Origin of the sequence: Agrobacterium sp. M50-1 (assembly GCF_049843495.1) — a bacterium.
Taxonomy (GTDB): domain Bacteria; phylum Pseudomonadota; class Alphaproteobacteria; order Rhizobiales; family Rhizobiaceae; genus Agrobacterium; species Agrobacterium radiobacter.
Map to the genome: position 1 here is coordinate 116,456 of NZ_JBBHZH010000006.1, position 26,946 is coordinate 143,401.

At 58.8% G+C, this 26,946-nt stretch carries 22 protein-coding genes; 9 read left to right on the forward strand and 13 right to left on the reverse strand.

Translation table 11 applies throughout. The features are described 5' to 3' along the window. Window positions 1–91: 91 nt before the first annotated feature. From WDZ78_RS15725 to WDZ78_RS15740, 4 genes are all read left to right on the forward strand, one after another. On the forward strand, window positions 92–1,489 hold the full coding sequence (locus WDZ78_RS15725; RefSeq protein ID WP_425673540.1) for a murein hydrolase activator EnvC family protein: 1,398 nt from the start codon (window positions 92–94) through the stop codon (window positions 1,487–1,489). Further along, on the forward strand, window positions 1,479–2,807 hold the full coding sequence (locus tag WDZ78_RS15730; RefSeq protein WP_003505242.1) for a S41 family peptidase: 1,329 nt from the start codon (window positions 1,479–1,481) through the stop codon (window positions 2,805–2,807). The genes WDZ78_RS15725 and WDZ78_RS15730 overlap by 11 nt, the downstream gene beginning before the upstream one ends. Window positions 2,808–2,869: 62 nt before the next feature. Continuing rightward, window positions 2,870–4,069, forward strand: a complete 1,200-nt coding sequence (locus WDZ78_RS15735; protein WP_425673541.1) for a divergent polysaccharide deacetylase family protein — start codon at window positions 2,870–2,872, stop codon at window positions 4,067–4,069. Between the two features lie 46 nt (window positions 4,070–4,115). Continuing rightward, window positions 4,116–4,628: an RNA pyrophosphohydrolase gene (locus WDZ78_RS15740; protein ID WP_026363735.1), complete on the forward strand. Its 513-nt coding sequence runs from the start codon at window positions 4,116–4,118 to the stop codon at window positions 4,626–4,628. A gap of 42 nt (window positions 4,629–4,670) precedes the next feature. On the opposite strand, the gene bfr is transcribed toward WDZ78_RS15740, so the two are convergent. The 4 genes from bfr to WDZ78_RS15760 all read right to left on the reverse strand — a co-directional run bounded on the left by bfr (window position 4,671) and on the right by WDZ78_RS15760 (window position 7,776). Further along, complete coding sequence (gene bfr, locus WDZ78_RS15745; RefSeq protein WP_003505236.1) at window positions 4,671–5,156, reverse strand: bacterioferritin; 486 nt, start codon at window positions 5,154–5,156, stop codon at window positions 4,671–4,673. Then, window positions 5,122–5,433, reverse strand: a complete 312-nt coding sequence (locus WDZ78_RS15750; RefSeq protein ID WP_003505234.1) for a (2Fe-2S)-binding protein — start codon at window positions 5,431–5,433, stop codon at window positions 5,122–5,124. The genes bfr and WDZ78_RS15750 overlap by 35 nt, the downstream gene beginning before the upstream one ends. Before the next feature lie 264 nt (window positions 5,434–5,697). Beyond that, entirely contained in the window at window positions 5,698–6,423 is a 726-nt protein-coding gene (gene phbB, locus WDZ78_RS15755; protein ID WP_425673542.1) for an acetoacetyl-CoA reductase, read from the reverse strand. Window positions 6,424–6,594: 171 nt separating this feature from the next. Next, window positions 6,595–7,776 (reverse strand): acetyl-CoA C-acetyltransferase, encoded by a 1,182-nt coding sequence (locus WDZ78_RS15760; RefSeq protein WP_425673543.1) that lies wholly within the window; start codon window positions 7,774–7,776, stop codon window positions 6,595–6,597. Window positions 7,777–8,019: 243 nt separating this feature from the next. On the opposite strand from WDZ78_RS15760, the gene phaR reads away from it, so the two are divergent. Next, complete coding sequence (gene phaR / locus WDZ78_RS15765) at window positions 8,020–8,595, forward strand: polyhydroxyalkanoate synthesis repressor PhaR (protein ID WP_003520279.1); 576 nt, start codon at window positions 8,020–8,022, stop codon at window positions 8,593–8,595. A 60-nt stretch (window positions 8,596–8,655) separates the two neighbouring features. Here the strand turns inward: phaR and WDZ78_RS15770 are convergent, their stop codons facing one another. After that, on the reverse strand, window positions 8,656–10,032 hold the full coding sequence (locus WDZ78_RS15770; RefSeq protein WP_425673544.1) for an MFS transporter: 1,377 nt from the start codon (window positions 10,030–10,032) through the stop codon (window positions 8,656–8,658). Window positions 10,033–10,140: 108 nt separating this feature from the next. Next, a complete protein-coding gene (locus tag WDZ78_RS15775; protein ID WP_425673545.1) occupies window positions 10,141–14,901 on the reverse strand; it encodes an NAD-glutamate dehydrogenase in 4,761 nt (1,586 codons plus the stop codon). Window positions 14,902–15,443: 542 nt separating this feature from the next. On the opposite strand from WDZ78_RS15775, the gene WDZ78_RS15780 reads away from it, so the two are divergent. Then, window positions 15,444–16,013 carry a CarD family transcriptional regulator gene (locus WDZ78_RS15780; RefSeq protein ID WP_003505223.1) on the forward strand — a complete coding sequence of 190 codons (570 nt, stop codon included), beginning with the start codon at window positions 15,444–15,446 and terminating at the stop codon, window positions 16,011–16,013. Between the two features lie 72 nt (window positions 16,014–16,085). On the opposite strand, the gene WDZ78_RS15785 is transcribed toward WDZ78_RS15780, so the two are convergent. After that, window positions 16,086–16,589 (reverse strand): L,D-transpeptidase family protein, encoded by a 504-nt coding sequence (locus WDZ78_RS15785; RefSeq protein ID WP_026363737.1) that lies wholly within the window; start codon window positions 16,587–16,589, stop codon window positions 16,086–16,088. Window positions 16,590–16,875: 286 nt separating this feature from the next. Between WDZ78_RS15785 and WDZ78_RS15790 the strand changes: the two genes are divergently transcribed. Beyond that, window positions 16,876–17,559 (forward strand): response regulator transcription factor, encoded by a 684-nt coding sequence (locus tag WDZ78_RS15790; RefSeq protein ID WP_003505216.1) that lies wholly within the window; start codon window positions 16,876–16,878, stop codon window positions 17,557–17,559. Window positions 17,560–17,705: 146 nt separating this feature from the next. Next, window positions 17,706–18,161 carry a cyclic nucleotide-binding domain-containing protein gene (locus WDZ78_RS15795; protein ID WP_026363738.1) on the forward strand — a complete coding sequence of 152 codons (456 nt, stop codon included), beginning with the start codon at window positions 17,706–17,708 and terminating at the stop codon, window positions 18,159–18,161. Between the two features lie 21 nt (window positions 18,162–18,182). Here WDZ78_RS15795 and WDZ78_RS15800 read toward each other — a convergent pair whose 3' ends face one another. The 6 genes from WDZ78_RS15800 to tesB all read right to left on the reverse strand — a co-directional run bounded on the left by WDZ78_RS15800 (window position 18,183) and on the right by tesB (window position 25,632). Further along, on the reverse strand, window positions 18,183–18,986 hold the full coding sequence (locus tag WDZ78_RS15800) for an exodeoxyribonuclease III (protein WP_003505210.1): 804 nt from the start codon (window positions 18,984–18,986) through the stop codon (window positions 18,183–18,185). Window positions 18,987–19,148: 162 nt separating this feature from the next. Beyond that, complete coding sequence (locus WDZ78_RS15805) at window positions 19,149–19,874, reverse strand: outer membrane lipoprotein carrier protein LolA (RefSeq protein WP_020010771.1); 726 nt, start codon at window positions 19,872–19,874, stop codon at window positions 19,149–19,151. Between the two features lie 50 nt (window positions 19,875–19,924). Continuing rightward, window positions 19,925–22,591: a DNA translocase FtsK gene (locus tag WDZ78_RS15810; RefSeq protein WP_425673546.1), complete on the reverse strand. Its 2,667-nt coding sequence runs from the start codon at window positions 22,589–22,591 to the stop codon at window positions 19,925–19,927. Window positions 22,592–22,808: 217 nt separating this feature from the next. After that, window positions 22,809–24,155 (reverse strand): ammonium transporter, encoded by a 1,347-nt coding sequence (locus tag WDZ78_RS15815; RefSeq protein ID WP_020010773.1) that lies wholly within the window; start codon window positions 24,153–24,155, stop codon window positions 22,809–22,811. A gap of 29 nt (window positions 24,156–24,184) precedes the next feature. Next, entirely contained in the window at window positions 24,185–24,535 is a 351-nt protein-coding gene (locus tag WDZ78_RS15820; protein WP_004444057.1) for a P-II family nitrogen regulator, read from the reverse strand. 212 nt (window positions 24,536–24,747) lie between these two features. Further along, window positions 24,748–25,632, reverse strand: coding sequence for an acyl-CoA thioesterase II (gene tesB / locus WDZ78_RS15825; RefSeq protein WP_026363740.1), 885 nt, complete (start codon window positions 25,630–25,632; stop codon window positions 24,748–24,750). Between tesB and WDZ78_RS15830 the strand changes: the two genes are divergently transcribed. Further along, window positions 25,608–26,933, forward strand: a complete 1,326-nt coding sequence (locus WDZ78_RS15830) for a ubiquinone biosynthesis hydroxylase (RefSeq protein ID WP_371258479.1) — start codon at window positions 25,608–25,610, stop codon at window positions 26,931–26,933. The genes tesB and WDZ78_RS15830 overlap by 25 nt on opposite strands. Window positions 26,934–26,946: the final 13 nt, after the last annotated feature.

Consider the following 26,946-nt stretch of genomic DNA (forward strand, 5'->3'; position numbering starts at 1 on the left):
ACTTTGGCGGCGGCCTCTCTCAGGCCTCTTGGAAGATCGCGGCAAAATCCCTAATATCGGCGCTCCTGCTTCGGCATCAAAGAAAGCTCACATGGACACCACGCGTCAACGAAAACAGCACGCTGCCCTTGCAGGCGCGGTTATTGCTGCTTTCGTCATGGGGAGCGGTGCGGCCCATTCGCGTGACGATGCGGGCGCCGCCCCGGCGGCCAGCGATGATTCCTCGCCGGATGCGCTGCGGACGCTGGAAAAGCGCCGCGACCAGAACCGGCAGGATCTGGAGGAGCTGGTCGACAGCATCGGCCTTTCGGAAGACAAGACAAGGACGCTCGAAGAAAGCATCGCCTCGCTCAATCAGGACAGCGCGCGCATCCGCGAGGAGCTGATCGCATCGGCTGCCCGGCGCAAGGCGCTGGAAGCCAAGATCAGCGACGGCGAGGATCGCCTGGCCAAGCTTTCGGTCCGCGAGGATGGCGTCAAGGCATCGTTGAGGGAAAGGCGCGGCGTGCTGGCGGAGGTTCTGGCCGCATTGCAACGCATGGGCAGAAATCCGCCACCGGCTCTCCTCGTTTCGCCTGAAGATGCACTGGCTTCCGTGCGCAGCGCCATTCTTCTCGGCGCCGTTGTGCCCGGCATTCGTGGCGAAACCGACAAGCTCGTCGCCGCTCTCAAAGAATTGACCGACGTCAGGCAGGCAATCGCTCGCGAAAAGGGTGATCTTACGGGTATGATGACGGCAAGTCTGGAAGAGGAAAAACGCCTCGACCTTCTGATTGCCGAAAATGACCGAAAGAATTCCCAGACGGCGGCCGAACTGGAGGCGGAACGCAAGCGATCTGAAGAGCTTGCGGGCAAGGCGACGAGCCTTGAGGGGCTGGTCAGTTCGCTCGAAGGCGAGATTACCTCGGTGCGTGAGGCGATGGAAAAGGCGCGGGCGGAGGAGCAGCGCCTGGCCCGTCTTTCGGAGGCGGAACGCGAAAAGGAACGCGCCGCGGCCGAGGCTGGAATGCCCGATAAAAACCGCATTGCGCCCGCATATCCCTTCGCGAGTTTGAAGGGAAAGCTGGAGTTGCCGGTGACCGGCGAGGTGCTGCGGCGCTTCGGCGATGCGGACGGAACGGGCCACTTTTCCAAGGGAATTGTTGTCGCGAGCGGACCGGAAGCGATCGTGACGGCGCCTGCAGACGGCTTCGTGGTATTTGCCGGAGATTTTCGCAGTTACGGCCGGATGATAATCCTCAATACGGGTAACGGATATCATGTGGTGATGACGGGCATGGACAATGTGAGGACGCGGCAGGGCATGTTCGTGTTCTCCGGAGAGCCCATCGCCTCCATGGGTGCAAAAAGAGTAGCGAGTGCAGCAGCATTGGCGCTGGAAACCGACAGGCCAACGCTCTACATTGAGTTCAGGAAAGATGGTGTACCGGTTGATTCCCAACCGTGGTGGACCACAAAAAATACCGGAAGGGCGCACAATGATTCGTAAGGTTTCGCTTCTCCTTATCGGTGGGCTTATGGGCGCCACGGCGATGAGTGTGATTTATTCGGCGAGCATGCCGGCACAGGCGGCCGGGCCTTCGACCTATAAGGAACTGTCGATCTTTGGCGACGTGTTCGAGCGCGTGCGCGCACAATATGTGACGCCGCCGGATGACGAGAAGCTGGTGGAAAATGCCATCAACGGCATGCTCAGCTCGCTCGATCCGCATTCGAGCTTCATGAATGCCAAAGATGCCAACGACATGCGCACCCAGACAAAGGGTGAATTCGGCGGTCTCGGCATCGAAGTGACCATGGAGAACGAGCTGGTCAAGGTCATCACGCCGATCGACGATACGCCGGCTTCCCGCGCAGGCATTCTCGCCGGCGACTTCATTTCGGAAATCGACGGTACGCCGGTTCGCGGCCTGAAGCTGGAGCAGGCGGTCGAGAAGATGCGCGGCGCGGTCAAGACGCCGATCAAGCTGACGATCATCCGTCAGGGCGCCGACAAGCCGCTCGAATTCACCGTCATGCGCGATGTCATTGCCGTGCGGGCCGTCAAGTCCCGCGTCGAGGGTGACAATGTCGGTTATCTGCGCGTCATCTCCTTTACCGAGAAGACCTATGACGACCTCGAAAAGGCGATCAAGAAGATCAAGGCGGATGTGCCTGCTGACAAGCTGAAGGGCTACGTGCTCGATCTGCGCCTCAACCCGGGTGGTCTGCTTGATCAGGCGATCAATGTTTCCGATGCCTTCCTCGAGCGCGGCGAGGTCGTTTCGACCCGTGGCCGCAATCCCGACGAGACCCGCCGCTTCAACGCGACGGCTGGCGATCTGACCGATGGCAAGCCGGTAATCGTGCTCGTCAACGGCGGTTCGGCTTCGGCTTCGGAAATCGTCGCCGGCGCCCTGCAGGATCTGCGTCGCGCGACCGTCGTCGGCACGCGTTCCTTCGGCAAGGGTTCTGTCCAGACGATCATTCCGCTCGGCGAGGCCGGTGCGCTGCGTCTCACCACGGCGCTTTATTACACGCCGTCGGGCAAATCGATCCAGGGCACGGGCATTACGCCTGACATCAAGGTTGAGCAGCCTTTGCCGCCGGAATTGCAGGGTCGCGTCACGACGGAAGGCGAATCCAGTCTGACCGGCCATATCAAGGGCCAGAGCGAAACGGATGAAGGTTCGGGTTCCTCCGCCTACGTGCCGCCGGAAGCAAAGGACGACATTCAGCTCAACTACGCGCTGGACCTGTTGCGCGGCGCCAAGACGGATCCGTCCTTCCCGCCGAACCCGGACAAGGCTGTGGTCAACAAGCAGTAAGATAGTGCGCCGGCCAGCCGGCGCATTGTTTCTATTGCCCAACCGTTTGGACGGATCGTTCATTGCCTTCGGACCTGCGAAAACCGCTTTTGGGTCGTCAGAAAAAAAGCGCCGGTATTAACCGGCGCTTTTCCGTCATTATGGCTGTATCGGTGCTTGCGGTTTTTTCGATCGGCGGCCTGTCCGTCTATACGGCGCTTTCGCCCGGCAATTTGCAGAAGACGGGGAGCGGGCCGGATGCACAGCCTCAGCTTGCCGAAAAGACACCTGAAACCGCACCGGCCGAGGTAACTGCTCCCGGTGATGCTGCCGCTCTGCAGCCGCAAAGCGGGCGCTCCGGCGCCAATATCAATCGCGAGACAATGCCCGATGGCAATGTCGTATCGGTGTACTCCCCCCGCCCCCGCGAGGGCGACGGGCCGGTGCTGATGAGCGGCCAGACCTATGGTCAGGATCCGCGTATGGCGACGCGGCCCAATGAGGAGCTGCTGGAAGAAACCGCATTCGGCAGATTGCCGGTCGTTGGTGCGGACGGTTTGCGGCCGATGGAGCAATATGCGCGGCCCTGGTCTGGCGCACGGGGCACCCGGGTGGCGATCGTGGTCGGCGGGCTGGGTCTCAGCCAGACGGGTTCGCAAAAAGCGATCCGGGAACTGCCGCCAGAGGTCACGCTTGGTTTTGCAGCCAGCGGCAACAGCCTGCAGCGCTGGATGCAGGAGGCGCGCCGGCAAGGACACGAAATTCTTCTTCAGATACCGCTGGAACCCTTCGGTTATCCGGGTACCAATCCCGGCCCGGACACGCTGCTGGCGGGTGATCCCGCCAAGGTCAATATAGACCGGCTGCATCGCTCCATGGCGAAAATTACCAACTACACCGGCGTCATGAATTATCTCGGCGGGCGCTTTCTTGCCGAGCAGGCTGCCTTGGAGCCTGTCATGCGCGACGTCGGCAAGCGTGGCCTGCTGTTTCTGGATGATGGCTCCTCGGCGCAGTCGCTGAGCGGGGGGATCGCGAAGGCCATTTCCGCGCCGCAGGGCTTTGCCGATGTTCTGCTCGACGGCGAAGTCACCGAAGCTTCCATTCTGCGCAAGCTGGACGAGCTGGAGCGGATTGCGCGCCGTAATGGCCAGGCGATCGGCGTTGCGTCGGCCTTCAATGAAAGCGTTGCGGCGATCTCGAAATGGTCGCGTGAGGCCGGCGGGCGCGGTATTGAGATCGTCGGTGTTTCCGCGCTTGTTTCCGGGCAGGCGGGGCAGTAAACCTTGCCTGCGACCATTTCCGGCGTTGAGACAGTGCGGGTTTCCCATGACAATCAAAGCAGAAGATTTGCCTTACCGCCCCTGTGCGGGAATAATGGTTCTGAACGCTGAAGGCCTCGTCTGGGCCGGCCGGCGTATCAAGGAAGGCAATTCCGAATATGACGGGTCGCCGCAATTGTGGCAGATGCCGCAGGGCGGCATCGATGACGGCGAACGGCCTTTGACGGCAGCCATTCGCGAACTCTACGAAGAGACGGGCATGAAAACGGTGAGCCTGCTTGCAGAGGCGAGCGACTGGATTCACTACGATCTGCCGCCCGAATTGATCGGTATCGGCCTCAGGGGCAAATATCGCGGGCAGGCGCAGCGCTGGTTTGCGTTCCGTTTCGAGGGCGACGAAAGCGAAATCCAGATCGATCCGCCGCCGACAGGGCACACGGCTGAATTCGACGCATGGGACTGGAAGCCAATGGAAAGCCTGCCGGAACTCATCGTTCCATTCAAGCGGGCGGTATACGAAAAGGTCGTGGCGGAGTTTCAGCACCTTTCCGGCAAATAAAAAAGGCGGCCGAGGCCGCCTTTTCTGTCCTGTCGCCAGTGCTTATTCCGCTTCGTTGGCGGAATCGGCATTGAGCTGGCCGTATTTCTCTTCGCCGATCTTGCCCAGCAGTTCGAGCTGGGTTTCGAGAAAGTCGATATGGCCTTCCTCGTCGATCAGCAGTTCTTCGAAAAGCTTCATGGAGACGTAGTCCCCAGCCTCATAACAGATATCACGTGATTTCTTGTAGGAGGTGCGGGCGTCATATTCGCCGGCAAGGTCAGCTTCCAGAACTTCCTTGACGTTCTGGCCGATGCGCAGGGGCGAAACCGTCTGAAGGTTGGGATGGCCTTCAAGGAAGATGATGCGTGCGACCAGCTTGTCGGCGTGCTGCATTTCCTCGATGGATTCAGCACGTTCCTTTTTGGCGAGCTTCGTGTAGCCCCAGTCTTCCAGCAAACGATAGTGAAGCCAGTACTGGTTTACCGCACCGAGTTCGAGAAAAAGGGCCTCGTTAAGCCGCTCGATGACTTTTTTGTCGCCTTTCAATGTCCGCTCTCCTGTTCTCTTCATGGAATTGTTTCAGGCGGGACATAAAATCAAAAACATCGGCCTCAGTCGAGTGGCGACGGGCATGATATTCTTCAGTGGTTTTGATGATCAGGTCGACAACGGTCGGGAAACAGCCGCAACAGCGGCCGCGTTTTTCCATCGCGTGATACACTTTTGCAGGGACGATAAGCTGCCAACAGTCCTCGTCGAGGAGCTCGTTAATGACGTCCCGGATATCGTGATCGGTGATGTAATTGCAGCTGCAAACCAGCATGATGGACTGCCTGTATGACGCAACACGTTGTTTTCATTCTTAAACCAAAACAGGACAGCAAATGTCAAGAAAAACCTCTTAAGGAGTCGCCAAGAGTTTCCTAGACTCATTCTAAACTATACAAAAACTATCGTATTTTCATTGGTTTAGGCGGCCTGTCTTTCCTGTATTTCATCTTCAAGTTTTTGTGCGCAGCAAAATTATCGAAGCCGAGATCACGGAAAGTTTACTGAGTTCAGGCAGCCGGCAGGGCGGGGATGGGCCTCAGGCGAAATATTGTCCGCCATTGGCCGTCATGGTCGAGCCGGTGATGAAGCCGGCCTCGTCGGAAACCAGAAACAGAACGCAGCGCGCGATTTCTTCCGGTTCACCCAGCCGCCCTACGGGAATTTGCGGCACGATCCGCTCAGTCAGAACCTTCTCCGGTATAGCTCTCACCATTTCCGTGCCGATATAGCCGGGGCAGATGGCGTTGACGGTGATGTTGCGGCTGGCGCCCTCCTGGGCGAGCGCCTTGGTGAAGCCGATATCGCCCGCCTTCGAGGCGGAGTAATTGGCCTGCCCCGCCTGCCCTTTCTGGCCATTGATGGAGGAAATATTGACGATGCGACCGAAGCCGCGGTCGCGCATGCCCGGCCAGACGGGGTGCGTCATGTTGAACACGCCGGTGAGGTTGGTGTCGATCACCTCGCGCCATTGCTGCGGTGTCATCTTGTGGAACATCGCATCGCGGGTGATGCCCGCATTGTTGACGAGGACTTCGACAGGACCCAAAGTCTCTTCCACCTTCGCAATGCCATTGACGCAGGCATCATAGTCGCGCACATCCCACTGAAACGCAGGGATGCCGGTTTCTTTCTGGAATGCTTCCGCCCTGTCCGTTGTGAAAGCGTAATTGACGGCCACGCGGTAGCCGGCCGCCTGCAGGGCGCGGGCGATTGCGGCGCCTATGCCGCTCGTCCCGCCGGAAATCAAAGCAACCCGGCTCATATCGGCCTCCATGACCTGTCATTGAAGCGCCTGCATATGCGAGGATGCTTCCATATCTTGCAGAAGTTTTTCGTCGCGCTTACCGGCCACAGAAATGCGGCCAATGGGAGGCCGCTTCTAACCTATTGTACGTCGAACCGGAATTGCTTTCTGACAAGTCAGGTGGTGGTTTCAGAGTGCTTCGATACACATGGCGACACCCATGCCGCCGCCGATGCAGAGCGTTGCGAGACCCTTCGACACGTTGCGGCGGCGCATTTCGAAAATCAGGGTGTTCAGGACGCGCGCACCGGAGGCGCCGATCGGATGGCCGATGGCAATCGCCCCGCCGTTGACGTTAACGATATCAGGATCAAGGCCAAGTTCACGCACCACCGCGCATGACTGGGCTGCGAAGGCTTCGTTGGCTTCCACAAGGCCAATATCGCTGATCGACCAGCCGGCCTTGGCCAGCGCCTTGCGGGAGGCGGGAATGGGACCGGTGCCCATGATCTGTGGGTCGACACCTGCGGTCGCCCAGGAGGCGATGCGGGCGAGCGGCTTGATACCGCGCTTTCCCGCTTCCTGTTCCGTCATCAAAAGCGTGGCGGCGGCCCCATCATTCAGACCGGAGGCGTTGCCCGCCGTCACGGTGCCGTCCTTGTCGAAAGCGGGGCGGAGCTTCGCCATCGTTTCCAGGGAAGCACCAGTGCGGATATGTTCATCCGCGTCAATGACGATATCGGCCTTGCGGCCTTTGACTGTGAAAGCAACGATCTCATCAGTGAAACGACCGGCATTTTGCGCGGCTTCGGCCTTGTTTTGCGATGCGACCGCAAACTGGTCCTGTTCATCGCGGGAAAGCTGCCATTGGCGAGCGATGTTTTCAGCTGTTATGCCCATGTGGTAGCCGTAAAAGGCGTCGGTGAGGCCGTCTTTCAGCATGGTGTCGATCATTTTGAAATCACCCATCTTCACGCCGCCGCGCAAATGGGCGCAGTGGGGCGCCATGGACATGGATTCCTGGCCGCCGGCAATAACGATGGCCGCATCGCCGGTAACGATCTGCTGCATGCCGAGGGCCACGGCGCGCAGGCCGGAACCACAGAGCTGATTAAGACCGAATGCGGTCGCCTCCTGGGGAATGCCCGCCTTCATCGCCGCCTGTCGCGCCGGGTTCTGCCCTTCGCCCGCCGTCAGGACCTGACCGAGAATGACCTCATCGATTTCGCCCGCCGCCACGCCGGCACGCTCCAGCACGGCACTGATAATGGTCGCCCCGAGTTCATGGGCTGGCGTATTGGCAAAGTGGCCGTTGAAAGAGCCGACGGCGGTGCGTGCGGCGCTGGCAATCACGATTGAAGGCAGGGTCATCAGTTTTCTCCTCACTTGCGGGCGGAGACTGGCAAAGCTTTCAATACAAGTCAAATGCCGAAAGTTGCTTTAAAAGATGTTGCTAAATCACGCTGGAATCTTGCGAAAAATTGCTGCGCAAAAAACAAACTGTTGCGATGCACAAAACATTTGTCAGAGGGCTTGTTTTGCGCATACACTTTGCGGTGGGAAGAGCAATAACACCAAAAAACAAGAAAATACCATCATCGCGAGGAGGCGGGCATGGCGAAACACGACGGCGAAACAATCATTAAAAAATACGCTAACAGGCGGCTCTATAATACCGGCACCAGTACCTATGTGACGCTTGATGATCTGGCGCAGATGGTCAAACGCGGCGAGGACTTCAAGGTTCAGGATGCCAAATCATCAGAGGATATCACCCACGCGGTCCTGACGCAGATCATCGTCGAACAGGAGGCCAAAACCGGTAATACGCTGCTACCGACGGCGTTTCTGCGGCAATTGATCTCCTATTACGGCGACCAGATGCAGATGGTGGTGCCGACATTTCTCGAACATTCGATGAAGACCTTCTCCGATCAGCAGAGCCAGATGCAGGAGCATATGGCCAAGGCCTTCGGCGACGGTTCGCTGGCCCGCAATTTCCAGGCGCCGCTGCAGATGATGGAAGAGCAGATCCGCCGCAACACGGAACTCTTCCGCCAGGCGATGCAGGGCTTCACACCTTTTGCAATGCCGCAGGCGCCGAAAGAAACCCGCAAACCGAATGCATCTGAAATCGATGAGTTGAAGGCGCAGTTGCGCGCATTGCAGCAAAAACTCGACCAGCTCTGATTCTACCTCATTCTGGCCGATGCTGGATTTGACTACCGCATCGGCTGCTGCTTCGGACTTTCAGCCCGCCGCTCTTTCCGGAACGCGCAACAGCAGCAGGAAGCCTGCCCCCAGAAATACGATGAGCGTGGCCATGCCGATATGGGCGGAGCCGCTTATATAGGTGGCTATGGAAAATGACAGCGTCGCCATGAAACTCGTGGCGCGCCCGGAAAGCGCATAGATGCCGAAATAGCGGCCCGCTTCTGCGACAGTGATGTTGCGGGCGAGATAAGAGCGCGACGAGGCCTGGACCGGGCCAAAGGCAAGGCCGATTAAAACGCCATAAAGGAGATAGGCCTTTTCCGCACCGGTGGCGAAGATGCCGCCATTGTCAGCGGTTGATAGTTGTACCCAGCCGAACAGGGTGGAGCCCTTTTCCGTGGAGACGATGCCCAGCGTGGCGAGCAGCAACAGCACCAGGCTGATGAGGATGGTGACTCGTGACCCCAGTCTCTGGTCGACGCGCCCGGCGACAAAGCAGCCCGCGATGGCGACGACATTGAGCAGAATGCCAAAAAGGCCGATTTCCATCGTCGCCCAGCCGAACATGCCAGCGGCGAAGGCGCCGCCCAGAATGAGAACGCCATTAACGCCATCCTGATAGAGCATGCGCGCGATCAGAAACCGCAACAGCATGGGGCGGTAACGCAGTTCGCGCAGCGTAATCTTCAACTCCCCCAATCCCGAGCGGATCGCGGCTGCGAAGGGCAGACCCTTTTCAGCATCGGGGGTCAGCACAAACATCGGCAGAATGAAGATGAGATACCAGACCGCGGCGAGCGGACCTGTTATTCTGGCATCTTCGCCGGTTGCAGGATCGAGGCCGAAAAGCGGCTTGATACCGGCAATGGTCACCCCGGTCTGCGGGTTGGCGGCCAGAAGCGTCACCACGGCAATCAATACCACCATGCCGCCGAGATAACCGAGCCCCCAGGCGAGATTGGAAATGCGCCCGACATTTTGCGGATTGGTCAGCCGCGGCATCATGGAATCGTTAAAAACGATGGAAAATTCCGCCGCGATGGAGGCGAGGATCATACAGACGATCGGCAGGATGAGCGGTGAACCCGGTGCGGCAAACCAGAGGAAAAAGAGGCTGGTAATCTTGATGACGGCAAAAAAGGCGATCCAGGGTTTGCGTGCGCCCGACTGGTCGGCGATGGAACCGAGAATGGGTGAAAAGAGAGCGATGATGATCGACGACACCGTCGCCATGTTGCTCCATGTCGCCTGCGCCGAAATCGGATCATCGGTGAGCCGGGCGACGAAATAAGGCCCGAAAACGAAGGTTGTGACAACAGTGAAAAACGGCTGTGCCGCCCAGTCGAACATCACCCAGCCCCAGATGCCGCGTTTGGTAATCACTGTTTCCGCATTGGGGGAAGGGACAGTCATTCATCGTCCTATCGGAAAATCGGGAAATAAAAGGCGCGATGCCGGTGCATTCATCTTGCCTGCGCCATCCGGGCCGGTGACCCGGATGGCGTTTTTTAAGGTTGTCGCTCAGCGTGCCTGAACGATATCGCCAAGCAGCCCCGCCGCGACCGTCAGACGGGCAAGATTGGTATCGCCGCTGTCGCTGAGCGCGCCGAGTTCGGAGACGATACGATTGACGCGCACGCGGTCTGCCGCATACCAGGCCTGAACCGAATCCTTTTCCTTGGCATATTCCGTCAGCGCGGAGATGACGATCCGTCGTCTCGACGAGGAGATCTGATCCTGGCTGCGCAGGAGAGCCAGACTCTCGTAATGATCCGCCGGCGTGATGCGCTGGCTGGCATCCAGCAGACGCGCGACACGGAAAGTCGAGGAGACGGTGGCATAGCTTTCGGCGGCGCGGGCGAGCGTCGTGCCCGCACTTTCGGCGATGCGCATGATTTCAGGCACATAGACCAGCAGCGAAAGCGTATCGAGTTCCTCCAAAAGAGCTTGGGGAACGCCGTCGATTTCCGTGACGCCAAGCTCCCGGCGATATTTCGCTGCCGCTGGCGACAGCGTCTTGATCGCGGTTTTCAGACGCTCGATCTCGGTCGCCATGTCGCCCGTCGCCGCGCCCGCACTCCCGGTTTGCAGGTAAAGTCTGCTCGCATCCGAGAAGATACGTGTGATCGTCGCATAAAGCCCGTTCTGGACTTCACCTCCGATCTTGCCGTCAAGCGCGTCGACTTCGCTCCAAAGACGTTTGAGACCAAAACCGTCCTCGACGATCACCGCCGCCTTGACGACATCAGCGGCCAGAAGACCGCTCGCATCGGCAAGTTTTTGCACGAAGCCCGGGCCGCCGCGATTAACCACGGCATTGGCGAGTGCGGTCGCGACGATTTCGCGGTGCAGACGATGCGTCTTGATATCGTCGGCATAGTTCTTCTGCATCTTGGCGGGGAAATAATCGACCAGCAGATGCTGGAGATAGGGTTCGTCCGGAAGCGGGCTTGCCACCAAGGCATCGAACAGGGTCAACTTGGCATAGGAGAGAAGCACGCCGATTTCCGGCCGGGTCAGCGGTTTGCCGGAGGCATATCTTTCGCTGAGTTCGGCGTTGTTCGGCAGGGTTTCTACCTTGCGGTTCAGCTGTCCGGTGGCCTCCAATGCGCTCATCAGGCGGCCGAGTTCTTCCCGGTTGGCGAGGCCCAGCCGCTCCGTGAGCGAGATCGCCAGGGATTGCAGGTAGTTGTTGCGCAGCACCAGCTGCGCCACCTCCGGCGTCATGGAGGCGAGAAGCTGATTGCGCTTCGGCATCGTCAGGCGGCCGCTATTAACGGCGGAGGCGAGCGCGATCTTGATGTTGACCTCGACGTCGGAGGAATTCACGCCCGCCGAATTGTCGATGGCGTCGGAATTGCAACGCCCGCCCGAGAGCGAATAGGCGATGCGGCCCTTCTGGGTAATGCCCAGATTGGCGCCTTCGCCGATGACTTTCGCGCGCAGCTCTGTTGCATTGACGCGGATGGGGTCGTTCGCCCTGTCACCCACCTCGGCATTGGTTTCCACCGCCGCCTTGATGTAGGTGCCGATGCCGCCGAACCAGAGAAGATCGGTTGGCGCCTTCAGGATGGCGGTCATGATCTCGAAAGGCGTGGCGACCGATTTGTCGATGCCGATGGCAGCCACGGCTTCCGGCGTCAGCGTCACCGATTTTTCGGAGCGCGAAATGATCATCGCGCCGCCGGAGAGGGCCGAACGATCATAATCCTGCCAGCTGGAGCGCGGCAGCTCGAAAAGCCGCTTGCGCTCGGCAAAGGACTTGTCGGTATCCGGATCCGGGTCGATGAAGATGTCGCGGTGATCGAAGGCCGCAATCAGCCTGATCTTTTCCGACAGCAGCATGCCGTTGCCGAAAACGTCGCCGGACATATCGCCCACGCCCGCCACGGTGAATGGCGTGGTCTGGATGTCGGTGCCCATTTCACGGAAATGGCGTTTTACCGTTTCCCATGCGCCGCGCGCGGTGATGCCCATCTTCTTGTGGTCGTAACCGGCCGAGCCACCCGATGCGAAGGCATCGTCCAGCCAGAAGCCGGCGTCGTGGGCAAGGCCGTTCGCCGTATCGGAGAAGGTGGCGGTTCCCTTGTCGGCGGCGACAACGAAATAAGGATCGTCGCCATCGAGCCGCAGTGTGTCGGCCGGCGGCACGATGGCGTCCTCAACGATATTGTCGGTGATGGACAGCAGGGTGCGGATATAGGTCTTATAGGCCTCGCGGCCGGCATTGAAGACCTCGTCGCGGGAGCCGCCGGCGGGCAGGCTCTTCGGGAAGAAGCCGCCCTTGGCGCCAACGGGAACGATCACTGCGTTCTTGACCTGCTGCGCCTTGACGAGACCGAGCACTTCCGTGCGGTAATCCTGGCCCCGATCCGACCAGCGCAGACCGCCACGTGCGACCTTGCCGAAGCGCAGATGCACACCTTCGACCTCGGTTCCGTAAACGAAGATTTCGCGGAAGGGGCGGGGGTCGGGCAGGCCATCAAGATGTTTGGGATCGAACTTGAACGCCAGAATGTCACGCGGCGTGCCATCGGGATTCTTCTGGAAGTAGTTGGTGCGCAGCGTCGCGTCGATGGCGTTGACGTAACGTCGGAGGGTGCGGTCCTCATCGAGATTGGGAACGCCGCTCAGTGCCGCTTCGATTGCCCTGTGTATCTCGGCGAGTTTCTTCACCCGCTTCTTTTCCTCAACAGAAGGATCGAAGCCGGCCTTGAACAGCGCGAAGATATTCCGCGAAATATCAGGATATTTATAGAGCGTTTCGGAAATATGCTCCTGCGAATAAACGATGCCGGTCTGCCGCAGATAACGGGCATAGGCGCGCAGGACGGAAACTTCGCGCACTGTCAAACCGTTGGTGAGGATCAGGCGGTTGAAATTGTCGTTGTCGACCTTGCCGGAGAAGGCGGCAAGGAAGGCTTCTTCGAGCTTCGGTCCGTAATGCGGCAGATCGAGCGTCGTGCCGGCTGCGACGGAGAGTTCCATATCGTGCAGAACGATATCGCGCCTCTCGCCATCTGAAACCACGCCGATGTCGAAGGTGCGCTCACTGATGACGTTGAAGCCGAGATTCTCGAGCAGCGGTACGCGGCGCGAAAGCGGCAGGTGACCGTCGCGGTGGAAGATTTTCAAGGACAGCGTGTCGGCCGACTGGCCTTCCTGCTGGTAAAATTCGATGCGGACCGGCTCACCCTTCGCGGCACCCAGAATATCGGGCATGTCGCCGATCGCCTCTTCCGGCGTGAAGGCCTCCTGATAGGCCTGATCCACCTCCAGCACCGGCGCACCGGGCTCCGACAGGGCAATGAAGTGGTCTATCCAGCGCGCTGCAATATCGCTGACGGCGTCTTCGAGCTTGTCCTGGGCAATGCGTGGGGTTTTACCTTCCGTGCGGCCGACGATGAAGTGCACGCGGGCGACGGCGCCTTCGGGGAAGGCGGGGTAATAGGCGGAAATATGCCCGTCATAGACCCTGCTCAGATAATCGCCGATCTTCTCACGCACATAGGAATTATATTCCTCACGCGGAACGAAGATAATGGCGGAAACGAAGCGGTCGAAACGGTCGATACGCGCAAGCACGCGCACGCGCGGCCGGTCGCTCAGTTCCATGATCTGCTCAACGAAGCGGATCAGAAGATCCGTTTCGATCTGGAAGAGATCGTCGCGGGGGTAGGCTTCCAGCGTGTTCTGCAGGATGCGGCCGGAGTGGCTGTTCGGATCGAAGCCGAAATGGCGTTCGACTTCCGCGACCTTGGCGCGCAGCAAGGGTATCTGCTTGACCGAGCGCGTGTAGGCGGTGGCGGTGAAGAGGCCGACGATGCGCAATTCGCCGATGACATTGCCGTCCTCGTCGAAGCGTTTGATGCCGATATAATCCATATAGGCGCGGCGGTGCACAATGGATTTCACGTTGGCCTTGGTGACGATGAGGAAATCCGGGCCGTCGAGGAAGGCAAGGATTTCCGGGGTCGTCGTCACGGCATTCTTGCCGAGACGCAGCACGCGCACATCCGGATCGCTGAGACTGCCGAGGCCAACGCCGTCGCCGCGTTCGATCTTCGCGTTCTTTCCCTTGCCGGAATAGGTGTAGTCACGCATGCCGAGGAAGGTGAAATTGTCATTGCGAAGCCAGTTGAGGAATTCAACCGCTTCTGTCCGTTCCGTTTTGCGCCTCGACGAGCCGCGCTTGGACAATTCGTCCAGCGCCTCGTCAAGTTTCGCCAGCATGGGCCGCCAGTCGCGATAGGCCGACTGGACCTGCGTCAGGACGAAGCGCAGCTTCTCTTCCAGTGCGGCGGCGGCCTGCTGCGTGAGTGGGGCGATATGCAACTGGATGAGGCTGATATTTTCAGCGGGATCATCCTCCGGTTCCGCAAGACGATAGCCTGCCTGCGCGCTTTCGTCGCGCACCAGTATTGGGTGCACGGCGAGGTAAAGGCCGCGATAGCTGCTGGTGACCTCGCCCATGACGGAATCGTAAAGGAAAGGCATATTGCGGCCGATGATGGTCAGAACCGTTACCGGAACGTCCCGCGGCGAAACGCCCTCCACCTGGGAGATGCCGATGTACGGAACTTCTCCCGTCCAGCGCGAAAGCGCCTGGAAACTGTGGGCCGCGCTTGCCGCCAGCATCTCTGCGGAATAATATTCTATATCGTCCGCACTTGCCCTTCCATAAAGAATACCTGGATCAAGAAATTGGACATTTTCGGCAATTGCCTGCTGGCGCGCTTTTTCGATCTGTTTTTCGCGTTTTGGATTGTTTCTGTAGCCCATTTGACGTGGATTCCTCCAAAAATCACACTTTAATTTAAAAAAAGCATCGCCAATTTGCGGATTTTGCCTTTTCAGTCGAATCGGATATTGGCGTGTAATTACGAAGAGTTTAAGAGGCTTTCGTGTTTCTGCAGTTTGGAAACGAAATTTTTTTGCTCCCTTTGCCATGAGGCCTGTCACGAAGCATTTTGACAGTATTTCTGCGGCTAATTTTTAGGCGGTTCTTTGGCCGCCATGTGATGTTGCGGCCACGGTCGAAGCAAATTATTGATTTGCGCCTATTTTTGTGGTACACCAACGACACTGATCCACAGCGTGGCATTTGTGTGCCCAAAAACACCACGAAAGCAACACCTCTTTTGCACGCGGTTTCCGTGACATATCGAGCGTTTACGTTATCGAACCCCGCAAGACGGGAAGGTGTGTTTTTGCGTGCACGGCTGGACCAGTGCGGAGTCACCTGACGGTTCCCCCGTCTCATCAGGGCCTGACCGACCCAACCCCGGCATCCCCGGGTATGTAACAGGGAGTTTTTAGAACGAATGACGACCCAGCAGAAGAAATCTCCAGCACATCACGGTTTCAAGACCGGTGAAGCGATTGTGTATCCCGCTCATGGTGTCGGTACCATCTCTGCAATCGAGGAACAAGAAGTCGCCGGCATGAAGCTTGAGCTTTTTGTCATTGATTTCGAAAAAGACAAGATGCGTCTTAAAGTTCCCGTCGCCAAAGCCGTCAGCATCGGCATGCGCAAGCTTTCCGAAGGCGATTTTGTCGAGCGGGCGCTGAAAGTGGTGCAGGGCAAGGCGCGTGTGAAGCGTACCATGTGGTCGCGCCGTGCGCAGGAATATGATGCGAAGATCAATTCCGGCGATCTCATCGCGATTGCGGAAGTTGTGCGCGATCTCTACCGTGCGGAAAACCAGCCGGAGCAGTCCTATTCCGAGCGTCAGCTTTACGAAGCTGCTCTCGATCGCATGGCGCGCGAAATTGCCGCCGTCAACAAGATGTCCGAAACCGAGGCTGTTCGCCTGGTGGAGGTCAACCTTGCCAAGGGCCCCAAGCGTGGCAAGACTGTTGAAGAGGACGATTCTCAGGACGAAGCCGCTTAATATCAGGCTTTTTCCTTCTAAAAAAACCCGCCTTAATGGCGGGTTTTTTGTTGGCTGCCTGTAGGCTCGACGTTACAGGATCCGGATCTTTGTGTCCTTGCGCAGATGCGGTAGAATGCGGTGCATGTCTCGGGGGTGCAGGGCGACGCAGCCTGCGGTCGGTTCATATCCCGGCCGGATCAGATGCATGAAGATCGCCGAGCCGCGGTTGCGGCTTCTCGCGGTGATGTTCCAGTCAAGCACCAGGCACACGTCGTAGAGGCCATCCTTGCGCATCATCTCTTCATGGCTCGGGGTGAAGGGCGCCTTGACCAGCCTGTTATAATTGGCGTTGCGTGGCTCGTCGCACCATAGCATGGACTTCCGTGTTCGCTGCATCGGCAATGCCGTGGTGATGCCGGGAAGACGGTCGCCGCGATAGAACCCGTGAAGCAGGCGCATAGTGGAAATGGGGGATTTTCCGTCTCCCTCACGTTTCAGCACGGTGCGGCCATTACGACCGATCGCGGCTGGAAAAGTGAGGTGTCCGAGCTGGACGATGGCGCGGCTGATTTTCGAAGGGGCTGGCCGAACCATGAGCGTCGATGCGCGTTTACGTTGTCTTGCAGGCTGTATGCTCATGTTTTTCACGAGATTTTGCTTTGCAGGTTATTTAACGTGAAGTCATAGCACTTCGTTATATCAAGGCAATGGGTTGACCTTTTATCGGCAAACCGCTGAATTGGCTGATAATTAGAGCGCCAGGCGTCTTTTCGGACGCCCAAGGGACGCTCTAACTCTTTTAAACTACGTATCGTGCCTCTCGAAAATCGAACCTGATTTTTGGGCTGATGCGCTAAAGTAAGAAAGGCTGAGAATCCGAATGACGGCTCGCACTATCCTTCTGGTGGACGATGACGACGATCTTCGGGAGACGCTGACCGAGCAATTGTCTCCCTATGAGGAATTCTCGCTTTTGAGCGGCGCAAACGCCGCACAGGCGATGCAGACCGCCAAGACCGCCCAGGTCGATCTTTTGATCATGGATGTCGGCCTTCCGGACATGGACGGCCGCGAGGCGGTAAAGCTGTTGCGCAAGGGCGGCTTCAAGGCGCCGATCATCATGCTGACCGGGCACGACACCGATTCCGATACCATCCTTGGGTTGGAAGCTGGCGCTAATGACTATGTGACGAAACCTTTCCGTTTCGCCGTGCTTCTGGCGCGTATCCGAGCGCAGCTTCGCCAATACGAGCAGAGCGAGGATGCGGTTTTCACCGTCGGGCCCTATCAGTTCAAGCCCAGCCAGAAGCTGCTGACGACGGAGGACGGCAAGAAAATCCGGCTGACGGAAAAGGAGGCGGCGATCATCCGTTATCTCTACCGTGCCGGCAGCACTGTCGTGACACGCGACGTCCTGCTGGAGGAGGTCTGGGGTTACAATTCCGGGGTGACGACACACACGCTCGAAACGCATGTCTATCGTCTGCGCCAGAAGATCGAACGCGACCCGTCCAACGCTGAAATTCTGGTCACCGAGAACGGCGGATACAAGATCGTTCCCTGAGCAGGGACCTCGTTGCGACTTTCATCTCGTCGTTTAAAGCTCACGCCGCGCGTCAGAAAGGCGCGGCGTTCTAACATCTTGTATTTTGAGGGCTGATATTGGAAAACCGCTATAGTGTGCAGGCGTTTTCCGGAGTAACGATCAATATGGCCTTGACGGACGATATCATGCTGCTGGGGCAAGTGCCGTTGTTTGCTGGGTTCAGCGATGACCAGCTGCGGCTCATCGCCTTCGGTGCGGAACGCCGCCGTGTATCCGCCGGACAGACATTGTTCCGGGAACACTCACCGGCAGAATGCGCCTTTGCGGTGACATCGGGCCAGTTCGAGCTTTTCACGGCCGGGCGGGATGGCAAGCCCGTGCTGCAGGCGACGCCGGGCAAAGGGGCGCTGCTTTCGGAGCTGGCGCTTTTCACGCTTTGCGAAAGAAAGTTCACTGCCGTCGCGGCTGAGGATTCCGAAGTCATCCGCATAACGCGCATCCTCTTTCACCGGCTGGTGGAGGAGTTTCCGGAAGTGGCCGATATCGTATCGGCGCGTATTCGCGACAATATCGCGTCTTTGGCGGCGGGTGCGGCCCGGTTGCAGAACCGCTTCGTCTGACGTCAAGTCAAACGCGCCGGCTCAAAACCGGAACTGGGCGGTGACCGGAACGTGGTCCGATGGCCGGTTCCAGCCACGGGCCTCGCGCAATATGTCGATTTTTTCAAGCGAGGGGCCGAGATCCTGTGAAGACCAGATATGGTCAAGACGGCGGCCGCGATCAGCCGCCTCCCAATCCTTGGCGCGGTAGCTCCACCAGGTATAGATCTTTTCAGTCTCAGGCACGTTCAGACGCATCAGATCAAGCCAGTTGCCCTGCTTCATGATGTCAAGCATCCCCTCGGTTTCGACAGGCGTGTGGCTGACGATCTTCAGAAGCTGCTTGTGGGACCAGACGTCATTTTCGAGCGGTGCGATGTTGAGATCGCCGACGAGAATGGACGAGGTGCCGGGCACGCCATCGGCACGCAGCGCCTTCATTTCCTCGATGAAATCGAGCTTGTGGCCGAATTTCGGATTGATTGAGCGATCCGGCTCGTCACCGCCCGCCGGCACATAAAAATTATGCAGCCGCACACGGCGCGACCCAACCTGGAAAATCGCGGAAATGTGCCGCGCGTCACCGATTCCGCAATAGTCCTGTCGATGATCTTCGGTCAGCGGAATCTTCGAGGCGATGGCGACGCCGTGATAGCCCTTCTGGCCATGGATGATGACGTGCTCATACCCCAGCGCCTTCAGCGGCTTCATCGGAAACTCGCCATTCGGGCATTTCGTTTCCTGAAGGCAGAGAATGTCGGGCTTGTAACGCACCAGAAACTGCTCAACGATCGGCATTCTGAGCCTGACCGAGTTGATGTTCCAGGTGGTTATCGAAAACGACATGAATGTGCTCCGCTTTTATCGCCGCGAACCGCATGGCCCGTGACATGTTTCCGGGGCGCAGGCTTATAACATCGCGATGAAAACGGGAATGTATTTTAGCGGTAAAACGCAAAAGGCGACCACAGGGCCGCCTTTCGAAGATTTTCCCCAAGGCTTGACGCCTCAGCCGCCTTTGCGGACTTCCTCGTAATTGATGCTGAAGACGCGTTCATCGAGGTTTACGCCGGTCTGGACGTTGAAGATCATGACGGTCGTGTCCTTGTTCTGGGCATCGGTCGTCGTCCATTGCCTCAGGTCGAAGGTCTTCGGATCGAACATCAGGGTAATGGTGGAATCGCCGAAAACGCTCTTGTCACCCAGTACGATGGTCGTCAGGTCCGATTCTTCCTTCACGTTCCGAACCTTCTGGTTACCGAGATCGATCTTGTCGGACAGAAGCAGGCTGAGCGGCGTCTTGGAGAGGGGATAAAGATCCCATGTCTTCAGCTTCATATTGCCGATGACGACGTTCTTGCCGTCGGCAATGACGCGCATGGGCGAAGGGTCCTCGTAGTTGAAACGAAGTTTGCCCGGCCGTTCGATGTAAAACTTGCCGCCGGTCTGCTCACCGCGCGGGCCGAACTGGACGAACTCCCCCATCATGGTTTTGACCGACGAGAAGTGATTGGCGATTTTCTGTGCGGTCGCGCTATTGCCGGCCGCCTGGGCAAAGGCGTCAAGCGGCGACAGGCCGGCGATCACCGCAGCCATGGAAAATGCCGTCAGCACGCCACGTCGCGTCACGCCATTTTGCGTTGCGTTTGCGTTGGCCGTTTCGCCGGTGGTGAGGTCGTTCATTCTATTCTCCTTCATCGCAGCGATTGTCCGCATAAAAGGCGGCGGCTTCATGACGTTGAAAGCGTGGAATAACGCTTCTCCGCCCCGCTTGGTTGCGGACGTTACCGCTCGATGATGTCTGCTTCCGTTGGCACGAGGATTTCGCGTTTTCCGGCATGATTGGCGGGACCGATGATGCCTTCCTGCTCCATGCGTTCAATCAGCGAGGCGGCGCGGTTGTAACCGATGCCGAGACGCCGCTGCACGTAGGAGGTGGAGGCTTTGCCATCGCGAAGCACGACGGCCACGGCCTGATCGTAGGGATCCTCGGAATCGGAGAAATTGCCGGCGCCGGCCGTGCCGCCGCCATTGCCTTCCTCGTCGTCTTCCTCGGTAATCGCTTCCAGATATTCCGGCGACCCTTGTGTCTTCAGATAGGCGACGATTTCTTCGACTTCATTGTCGGAAACGAAGGGGCCGTGTACGCGCTGGATGCGACCGCCGCCCGCCATATAGAGCATGTCACCCATGCCGAGCAGCTGTTCGGCGCCCTGTTCACCAAGGATGGTGCGGCTGTCGATCTTCGACGTCACCTGGAAGGAGATGCGGGTCGGGAAGTTGGCCTTGATCGTGCCGGTGATGACGTCGACCGATGGCCGCTGGGTGGCCATGATGACATGGATGCCGGCGGCGCGCGCCATCTGCGCCAGGCGCTGCACGGCGCCTTCGATGTCCTTGCCGGCAACCATCATCAGGTCGGCCATCTCGTCAATGATGACGACGATATAGGGCAGGGGCTTCAGGTCGAATTCTTCCGTTTCGTAGATCGCCTCACCGGTCTGGCGGTCGAAACCGGTCTGGACAGTGCGGGTAAGGATTTCACCCTTGTCGAGCGCCTGCTGCACGCGGCTGTTGAAGCCGTCAATGTTGCGCACGCCGATCTTCGACATTTTCTTGTAGCGCTCTTCCATCTCGCGCACCGTCCACTTCAAAGCCACTACGGCCTTTTTGGGATCGGTAACGACCGGGGAAAGCAGATGCGGAATGCCGTCATAGATCGACAGTTCGAGCATTTTCGGATCGATCATGATCAGGCGGCACTGTTCCGGCGACATGCGGTAGAGCAGCGAAAGGATCATGGTGTTGATGGCGACGGACTTGCCCGAACCGGTGGTGCCGGCGACCAGCAGATGCGGCATCTTGGCAAGATCGGCGATGACGGGTTCGCCGCCGATGGTCTTGCCGAGCGCCATGGCGAGCTTGGCCTTGCTGTTTTCGAAATCGCGGCTGCCGATCAGTTCGCGCAGGAACACGGTTTCGCGCGTCTGGTTCGGCAGTTCGATGCCGATGGCGTTGCGGCCGGGGACGACGGCGACGCGGGCGGCAATCGCGCTCATGGAGCGGGCAATGTCATCAGCAAGACCGATGACGCGCGAGGATTTGATGCCGGGCGCCGGTTCCAGTTCGTAAAGCGTGACGACCGGGCCGGGGCGGACATGGATGATTTCGCCCTTGACCCCGAAATCCTCGAGAACGCCTTCCAGAAGGCGGGCGTTCTGTTCCAGCACTTCCTCGCTCAGCATATTGTCGCGCACGACATTTTTCGGCTCCGCCAGAAGGTGAACGGTTGGCAGCTGGAAACCGTCGGCGGCGATGAAGGAGGCCTGCGCCTCCCTTGCCACGCGTTCGCTGGGCTTCGGGCGCGCGGAAGGCGCTGTTATTCTGGGCTGTCCGCGTCCCGTCGCCTGTCTGGCGGTGAATTTCTGGTCGGCCTCGTCGTCGGAGAGAATGCCGTCCGGCAGGCGGCGTCCGTCCGCGTCGAAGGGCGGTTCGTCATCCATGTCCTCGTCATGATCGAGCGCGATGGATGGAGGTGACATCTGGCGACGCGATGCGGCGCGTTCTTCGAAAGACGGCTCTGCGCGCTGGTCGAGGCGGTTGATTGCGGTCTTGAGGCGAGAGGGTTCGTTCAGCGTGCCGAATTCATATTCGTTGAAGTCATAGGGATGTTCGAATTCATCGTGCAGGGACTTCGACTTCAGGCCGAACAGGCGGCGCAAGCGCGCCTGGGTGATGTACCAGTAATGCGTAAGCGCGCCGAAGGCGAGCATATTGGCGAAAAAGCCTTCGCCGTCGTCTTCGTCATCCTCTTCGGCCTCACGGGCTGCGCGGGCCTTGCTGGTGGCGACAGGAGCAGCTTCTTCCCGCTCCAGTTCATCGTCCAGGCCGCCCACAATGCCGGCGGCAAACAACATAAGCCAGGCAGCCGGTGCCGCGAATATGACACCCAGTACCGTGGCGATCGTGCCGGTGGGGTAAGCGCCGATGAAAAGGGCCGGAAAACGAAGGATCATGTCACCGATGACGCCGCCGATGCCGTTCGGAAGCGGCCAGGTGACGGGAGCAGGAAAACAGCCCAGCGAGGCGGCGCAGACAATGGCGCCAGCGATCCAGGCCACAAGGCGGACGGGTATGCGGTGGAATTTTCGACCGGCGATCAGTGCGATCGCCCAAGCGATAACCGGCAGGAGTGAGATGATTGCGGAAAGCCCGAGGAACTGCATCACAATATCGGCGAAAATCGCACCACCGTAACCCAGAAGATTGGTAGGCTGGTTTCCTGTCGCATAGGAGAGGCTCGGATCCGCCACATTCCATGTGGCGAGTGCGGCAATGCCCAGCGCGATCGTGGCCAGCAGAGCGAAACCGGCCAGAGCCATGATCTGACGCACGAAAAACGCCGTCAGCACGAAGCGTGTGTGACGACCATCGAATGTCGGAGAATGCATTCTGCCCATGTCCCTGAACCCGTCGCTTTTCTTGGTTTCGGCAAGATTCGGCTGGTGACCAAATCCCGGATTGACAGGGAAAACTAACCGCTTGCTGGTTAATGTCGTATTAACCATGCGGTTTTTTGAGCGTTTACGGGGTTGCCTCAAAGAAAAAAGGCCCGCCGAAGCGGGCCTTCTTTCGGGAGCGGGGATGGAGAACCCCTTTTCCCTGATATCAGGAGTGGTAGGCGGCTTCGCCGTGGGTTGCGAGGTCGAGACCTTCGCGCTCGGCTTCGACCGGAACCCTGAGACCAACGATCACGTCGACGATCTTGTAGAGGATCGCCGAGACGACGGCGCACCAGACGATGGTGATGGCGACGGCGACGAACTGCGTCCAGACCTGCGAAGCGATGGAGAAATCGGCCTTGCCCGTGCCGCCGAGCAGCGGCGAGGTGAAGATGCCGGTGCCGAGCGCGCCGATGATGCCGCCAATGCCGTGGACGCCGAAGACGTCGGCAGTGTCGTCATAACCGAACTTGTTCTTCACCACGGAGACGAAGAAGTAGCAGATCGGCGAGACGACGAGGCCGAGAACGATCGCGCCCATCGGTCCGACAGAACCGGCCGCAGGTGTTACGGCGACGAGGCCGGCGATCATGCCCGAAGCGGCGCCCAGCATGGAAGCCTTGCCGCGGGTGAAGCTTTCAACCAGCGACCAGGAAACGATGGCGGCTGCTGTTGCGAGGAAGGTGTTCATGGTTGCGAGAACCGCGCCACCCGATGCCTCGAGGTTGGAGCCGGCGTTGAAGCCGAACCAGCCGAACCACAGCATGGCTGCGCCGACGAGCGTCAGCGTCATGGAGTGCGGAGCCATCATGTCCTTGCCGAAGCCGGTACGCTTGCCGACCATGATCGCGCCGATCAGGCCCGCAACACCGGCATTGATGTGAACGACCGTGCCGCCGGCGAAGTCGAGAGCGCCCATGCCGAAGATCAGGCCGTTCGCATCCCAGACCATGTGAGCGATCGGGAAATAAACGAAGGTGGCCCACAGGATGGTGAAGAGAATGACGGCGGAGAACTTCACGCGTTCTGCGAAGGCGCCGATGATCAGCGCAGGCGTGATGGCCGCAAAGGTCATCTGGAAGGCGATGAAGGTGTATTCGTAGATCACGACGCCCTCAGAGAAGGTTGCCGAGGTGCTGTCAAGCGAAACGCCCGACAGGAACAGCTTGCCGAAACCGCCGAAATAGGGGCCGGTGCCGCCACCAAAGGCAAAAGAGTAGCCGTAGATGACCCAGATGAGCATCATGACCGCGGTGATGACGGTGCACTGCATGAGAACGGAGAGCATGTTCTTCGTGCGGACGAGGCCGCCGTAAAACAGCGCCAGACCCGGAAGGATCATGAACAGCACGAGGATTGTCGCGACATACATGAATGCGGTGTCGGCTTTTTCAGGAACGGGCGCTGCGGCTGCTGCCGGCGCGGCATCCTGGGCAAAGGCGATGGCCGGGGCCATCAGGGCCGCCGCTGCGGCGCCCAGCTTGCCGAGCGTTGAAAACTTGTTGAGTTGCATAGTTGGAAAACTCCCCTGTCAGCCGTGCTTCAAAGCGCTTCTGTGTTGGTTTCGCCGGTACGGATGCGCACGGCCTGTTCGATAGAGTAGACGAAGATCTTGCCGTCACCGATCTGCCCGGTCTTTGCCGCAGACGCGATCGCCTCGACGGCCTTGTCGACGACGTCGGATGGAACTGCGATCTCGATCTTCAGCTTGGGAAGGAAGCTCACCGCATATTCCGTGCCGCGATAAATCTCGGTATGCCCCTTCTGGCGTCCGTAACCCTTTACCTCGGTCACGGTCAGGCCCTGGATGCCGACGCCGGTGAGCGCTTCGCGCACTTCATCCAGCTTGAACGGCTTGATAATGGCCATCACAATTTTCATCTGGTTTCCCATCCTTTGTTTTGTCCTCGGCACGGAGCCGACTCTCCTGCCGCTGGCAGATCAGTAACAGCGACTGAGGACATACATTCAAAGGGCGTGCCAGTTTTGAGTGTGTATCTAACGTATTGAAATATAAAACTTATATGAAAGGCGTCTGAAAAAGGGGCATTTGTCGCCAAAATTTGCGTCTATTAAATGTGCGATTTTCAGAAAAAGCACATTATTTAATCATTTGCCCTTTTGCGGATCAAACCCTCCTGCGCCACTGACGCGACCAGTTCACCCTGTCTGGTGAAAATATTGCCACGGGTCAAACCGCGCGCGCCTGATGCGCTGGGGCTATCCTGTGTGTAGAGCAGCCAGTCGTCCAGCCGGCATGGGCGGTGGAACCACATGGCGTGATCAAGGCTCGCCACCTGAATGGAGGGATCGAAGATCGTCGTTCCATGAGCATAGAGCGAGGTGTCGAGCAGGGTCATATCTGAGAGATAAGCGAGAATGGCCGATTGCAGGCGCGGATCATCCGGCACGTCGCCGACGGCGCGGACCCAGATATCCTGCTGCGGTTCCAGCTTTTCTTTCGAGATATAGTGGGTCAGCGAAGCAGGCCTTATCTCGATTGGGCGCTTGTTGCTCCAGTATTTGCGAATTGAAGCGGGCGCCTTGGCGAGGAAGGCCGCCTGCATCTGCTCTTCGCTCATCAGCTTTTCGGGCTGCGTCACATCCGGCATCTTGATCTGATGGTCGAAACCATCCTCAAAAATCTGAAACGAAGCCGACATGGAAAAAATCGCTTTGCCATGCTGAATGGCGACGACACGGCGGGTGCAGAAACTCGCGCCGTCACGAATGCGTTCTACCTGGTATACGATGGGCACCAGCGGATCGCCCGGGCGCATGAAATAGGCATGCAGCGAGTGCACGAAACGGTCGTCATCCACGGTCCTTTGGGCGGCAATCAGGGCCTGCGCGATGACCTGACCGCCAAAAACCCGCTGCCAGCCGATTTGCGGGCTTTCGCCCCGGAACAGGTTCTCCTCCAGCTTCTCGAGATCGAGCGTGGCGATGAGATTGGCCATCGGGTCTGACGTTTGCGAGGGATGCGACATTTTTTCGGCCTGCTCCGGCTGTAGGAAGACGTCACATGGTCTATAGTGCGCCGATGATGCGTGCACAAGATTTGAGGAGAAGCGTGATGCTGGACGTAGTGGTGGCAGGCGGCGGATATGTCGGTCTTTCCGTTGCTGTTGCAATCAAGCAGGCGGCCCGGCATCTGAATGTGCAGGTGGTCGAGGCCGCTCCCGAGGATGTCTGGGTAAAGGATGTGCGTGCGTCTGCCATCATCGCCGCGGCCACCCGGATGCTCGATGTTTTCGGCATATGGACCGAGATCGAGCCGGAAGCCCAGCCGATCCACAAGATGATCGTCACCGATTCGAAGACCGCCGATCCGGTGCGTCCCGTGTTCCTGACGTTCGACGGTGCCGTAGAGGAGGGCAGGCCGTTTGCCCATATGGTTCCGAATGTCGCTCTGGTGGGTGCGTTGCGGGGCCTGTGCGAACGCCTTGGCATAGAAATCCGCCACGGTCTCAGTGTTTCCGATTTCGCCGCGGGGCCGCAATCGACGGCCATCAGCCTTTCCGACGGGTCGACGCTCGAATCGCGATTGCTGATTGCCTGTGACGGGGTTCGCTCGGCACTCAGGGACATGGCTGGTATCAAGACCGTGCACTGGGCTTATGATCAGTCCGGTATCGTGACGACCGTTGAACATGAGCGACCGCATGAGGGCTGCGCCGAGGAGCATTTCCTGCCATCGGGCCCCTTCGCCATCCTGCCCTTGAAAGGAAACCGGTCTTCGCTCGTCTGGACCGAACGCACGGCCGATGCCGACAGGCTGGTGGCCTCCGACGATCTGGTGTTTGAAGAAGAGCTGGAGCGCCGGTTCGGTCACAAGCTTGGTCCTCTGCGTCCCGTCGGTCCCCGCCGCGCCTTCCCGTTGGGTCTGACGCTGGCGCGCTCCTTCGTCGCGCCACGGTTTGCGCTTGCGGGTGACGCGGCGCATGGCATTCACCCGATTTCCGGGCAGGGCCTCAATCTTGGCTTCAAGGATGTGGCGGCGCTCGCGGAAACGGTCGTCGAGGCAGACCGTCTGGGCCTCGATATTGGCTCTCTCAATGTTCTGGAGCGTTACCAGTCCTGGCGGCGTTTCGATACATTGCGGATGGGCGTGACGACCGATGTGCTGAACCGGCTTTTTTCCAATGATATTGGTCCTATCCGCGTCATGCGTGATTTCGGTCTCGGCGTCGTGGATCGTTTGCCGGGTCTGAAATCCTATTTCATCGGTCAGGCCGCCGGCACGACGGATGCGAATGCCCCGCGTCTGCTTGCCGGCGAGGCGCTTTGATCCGGCCCTTCGC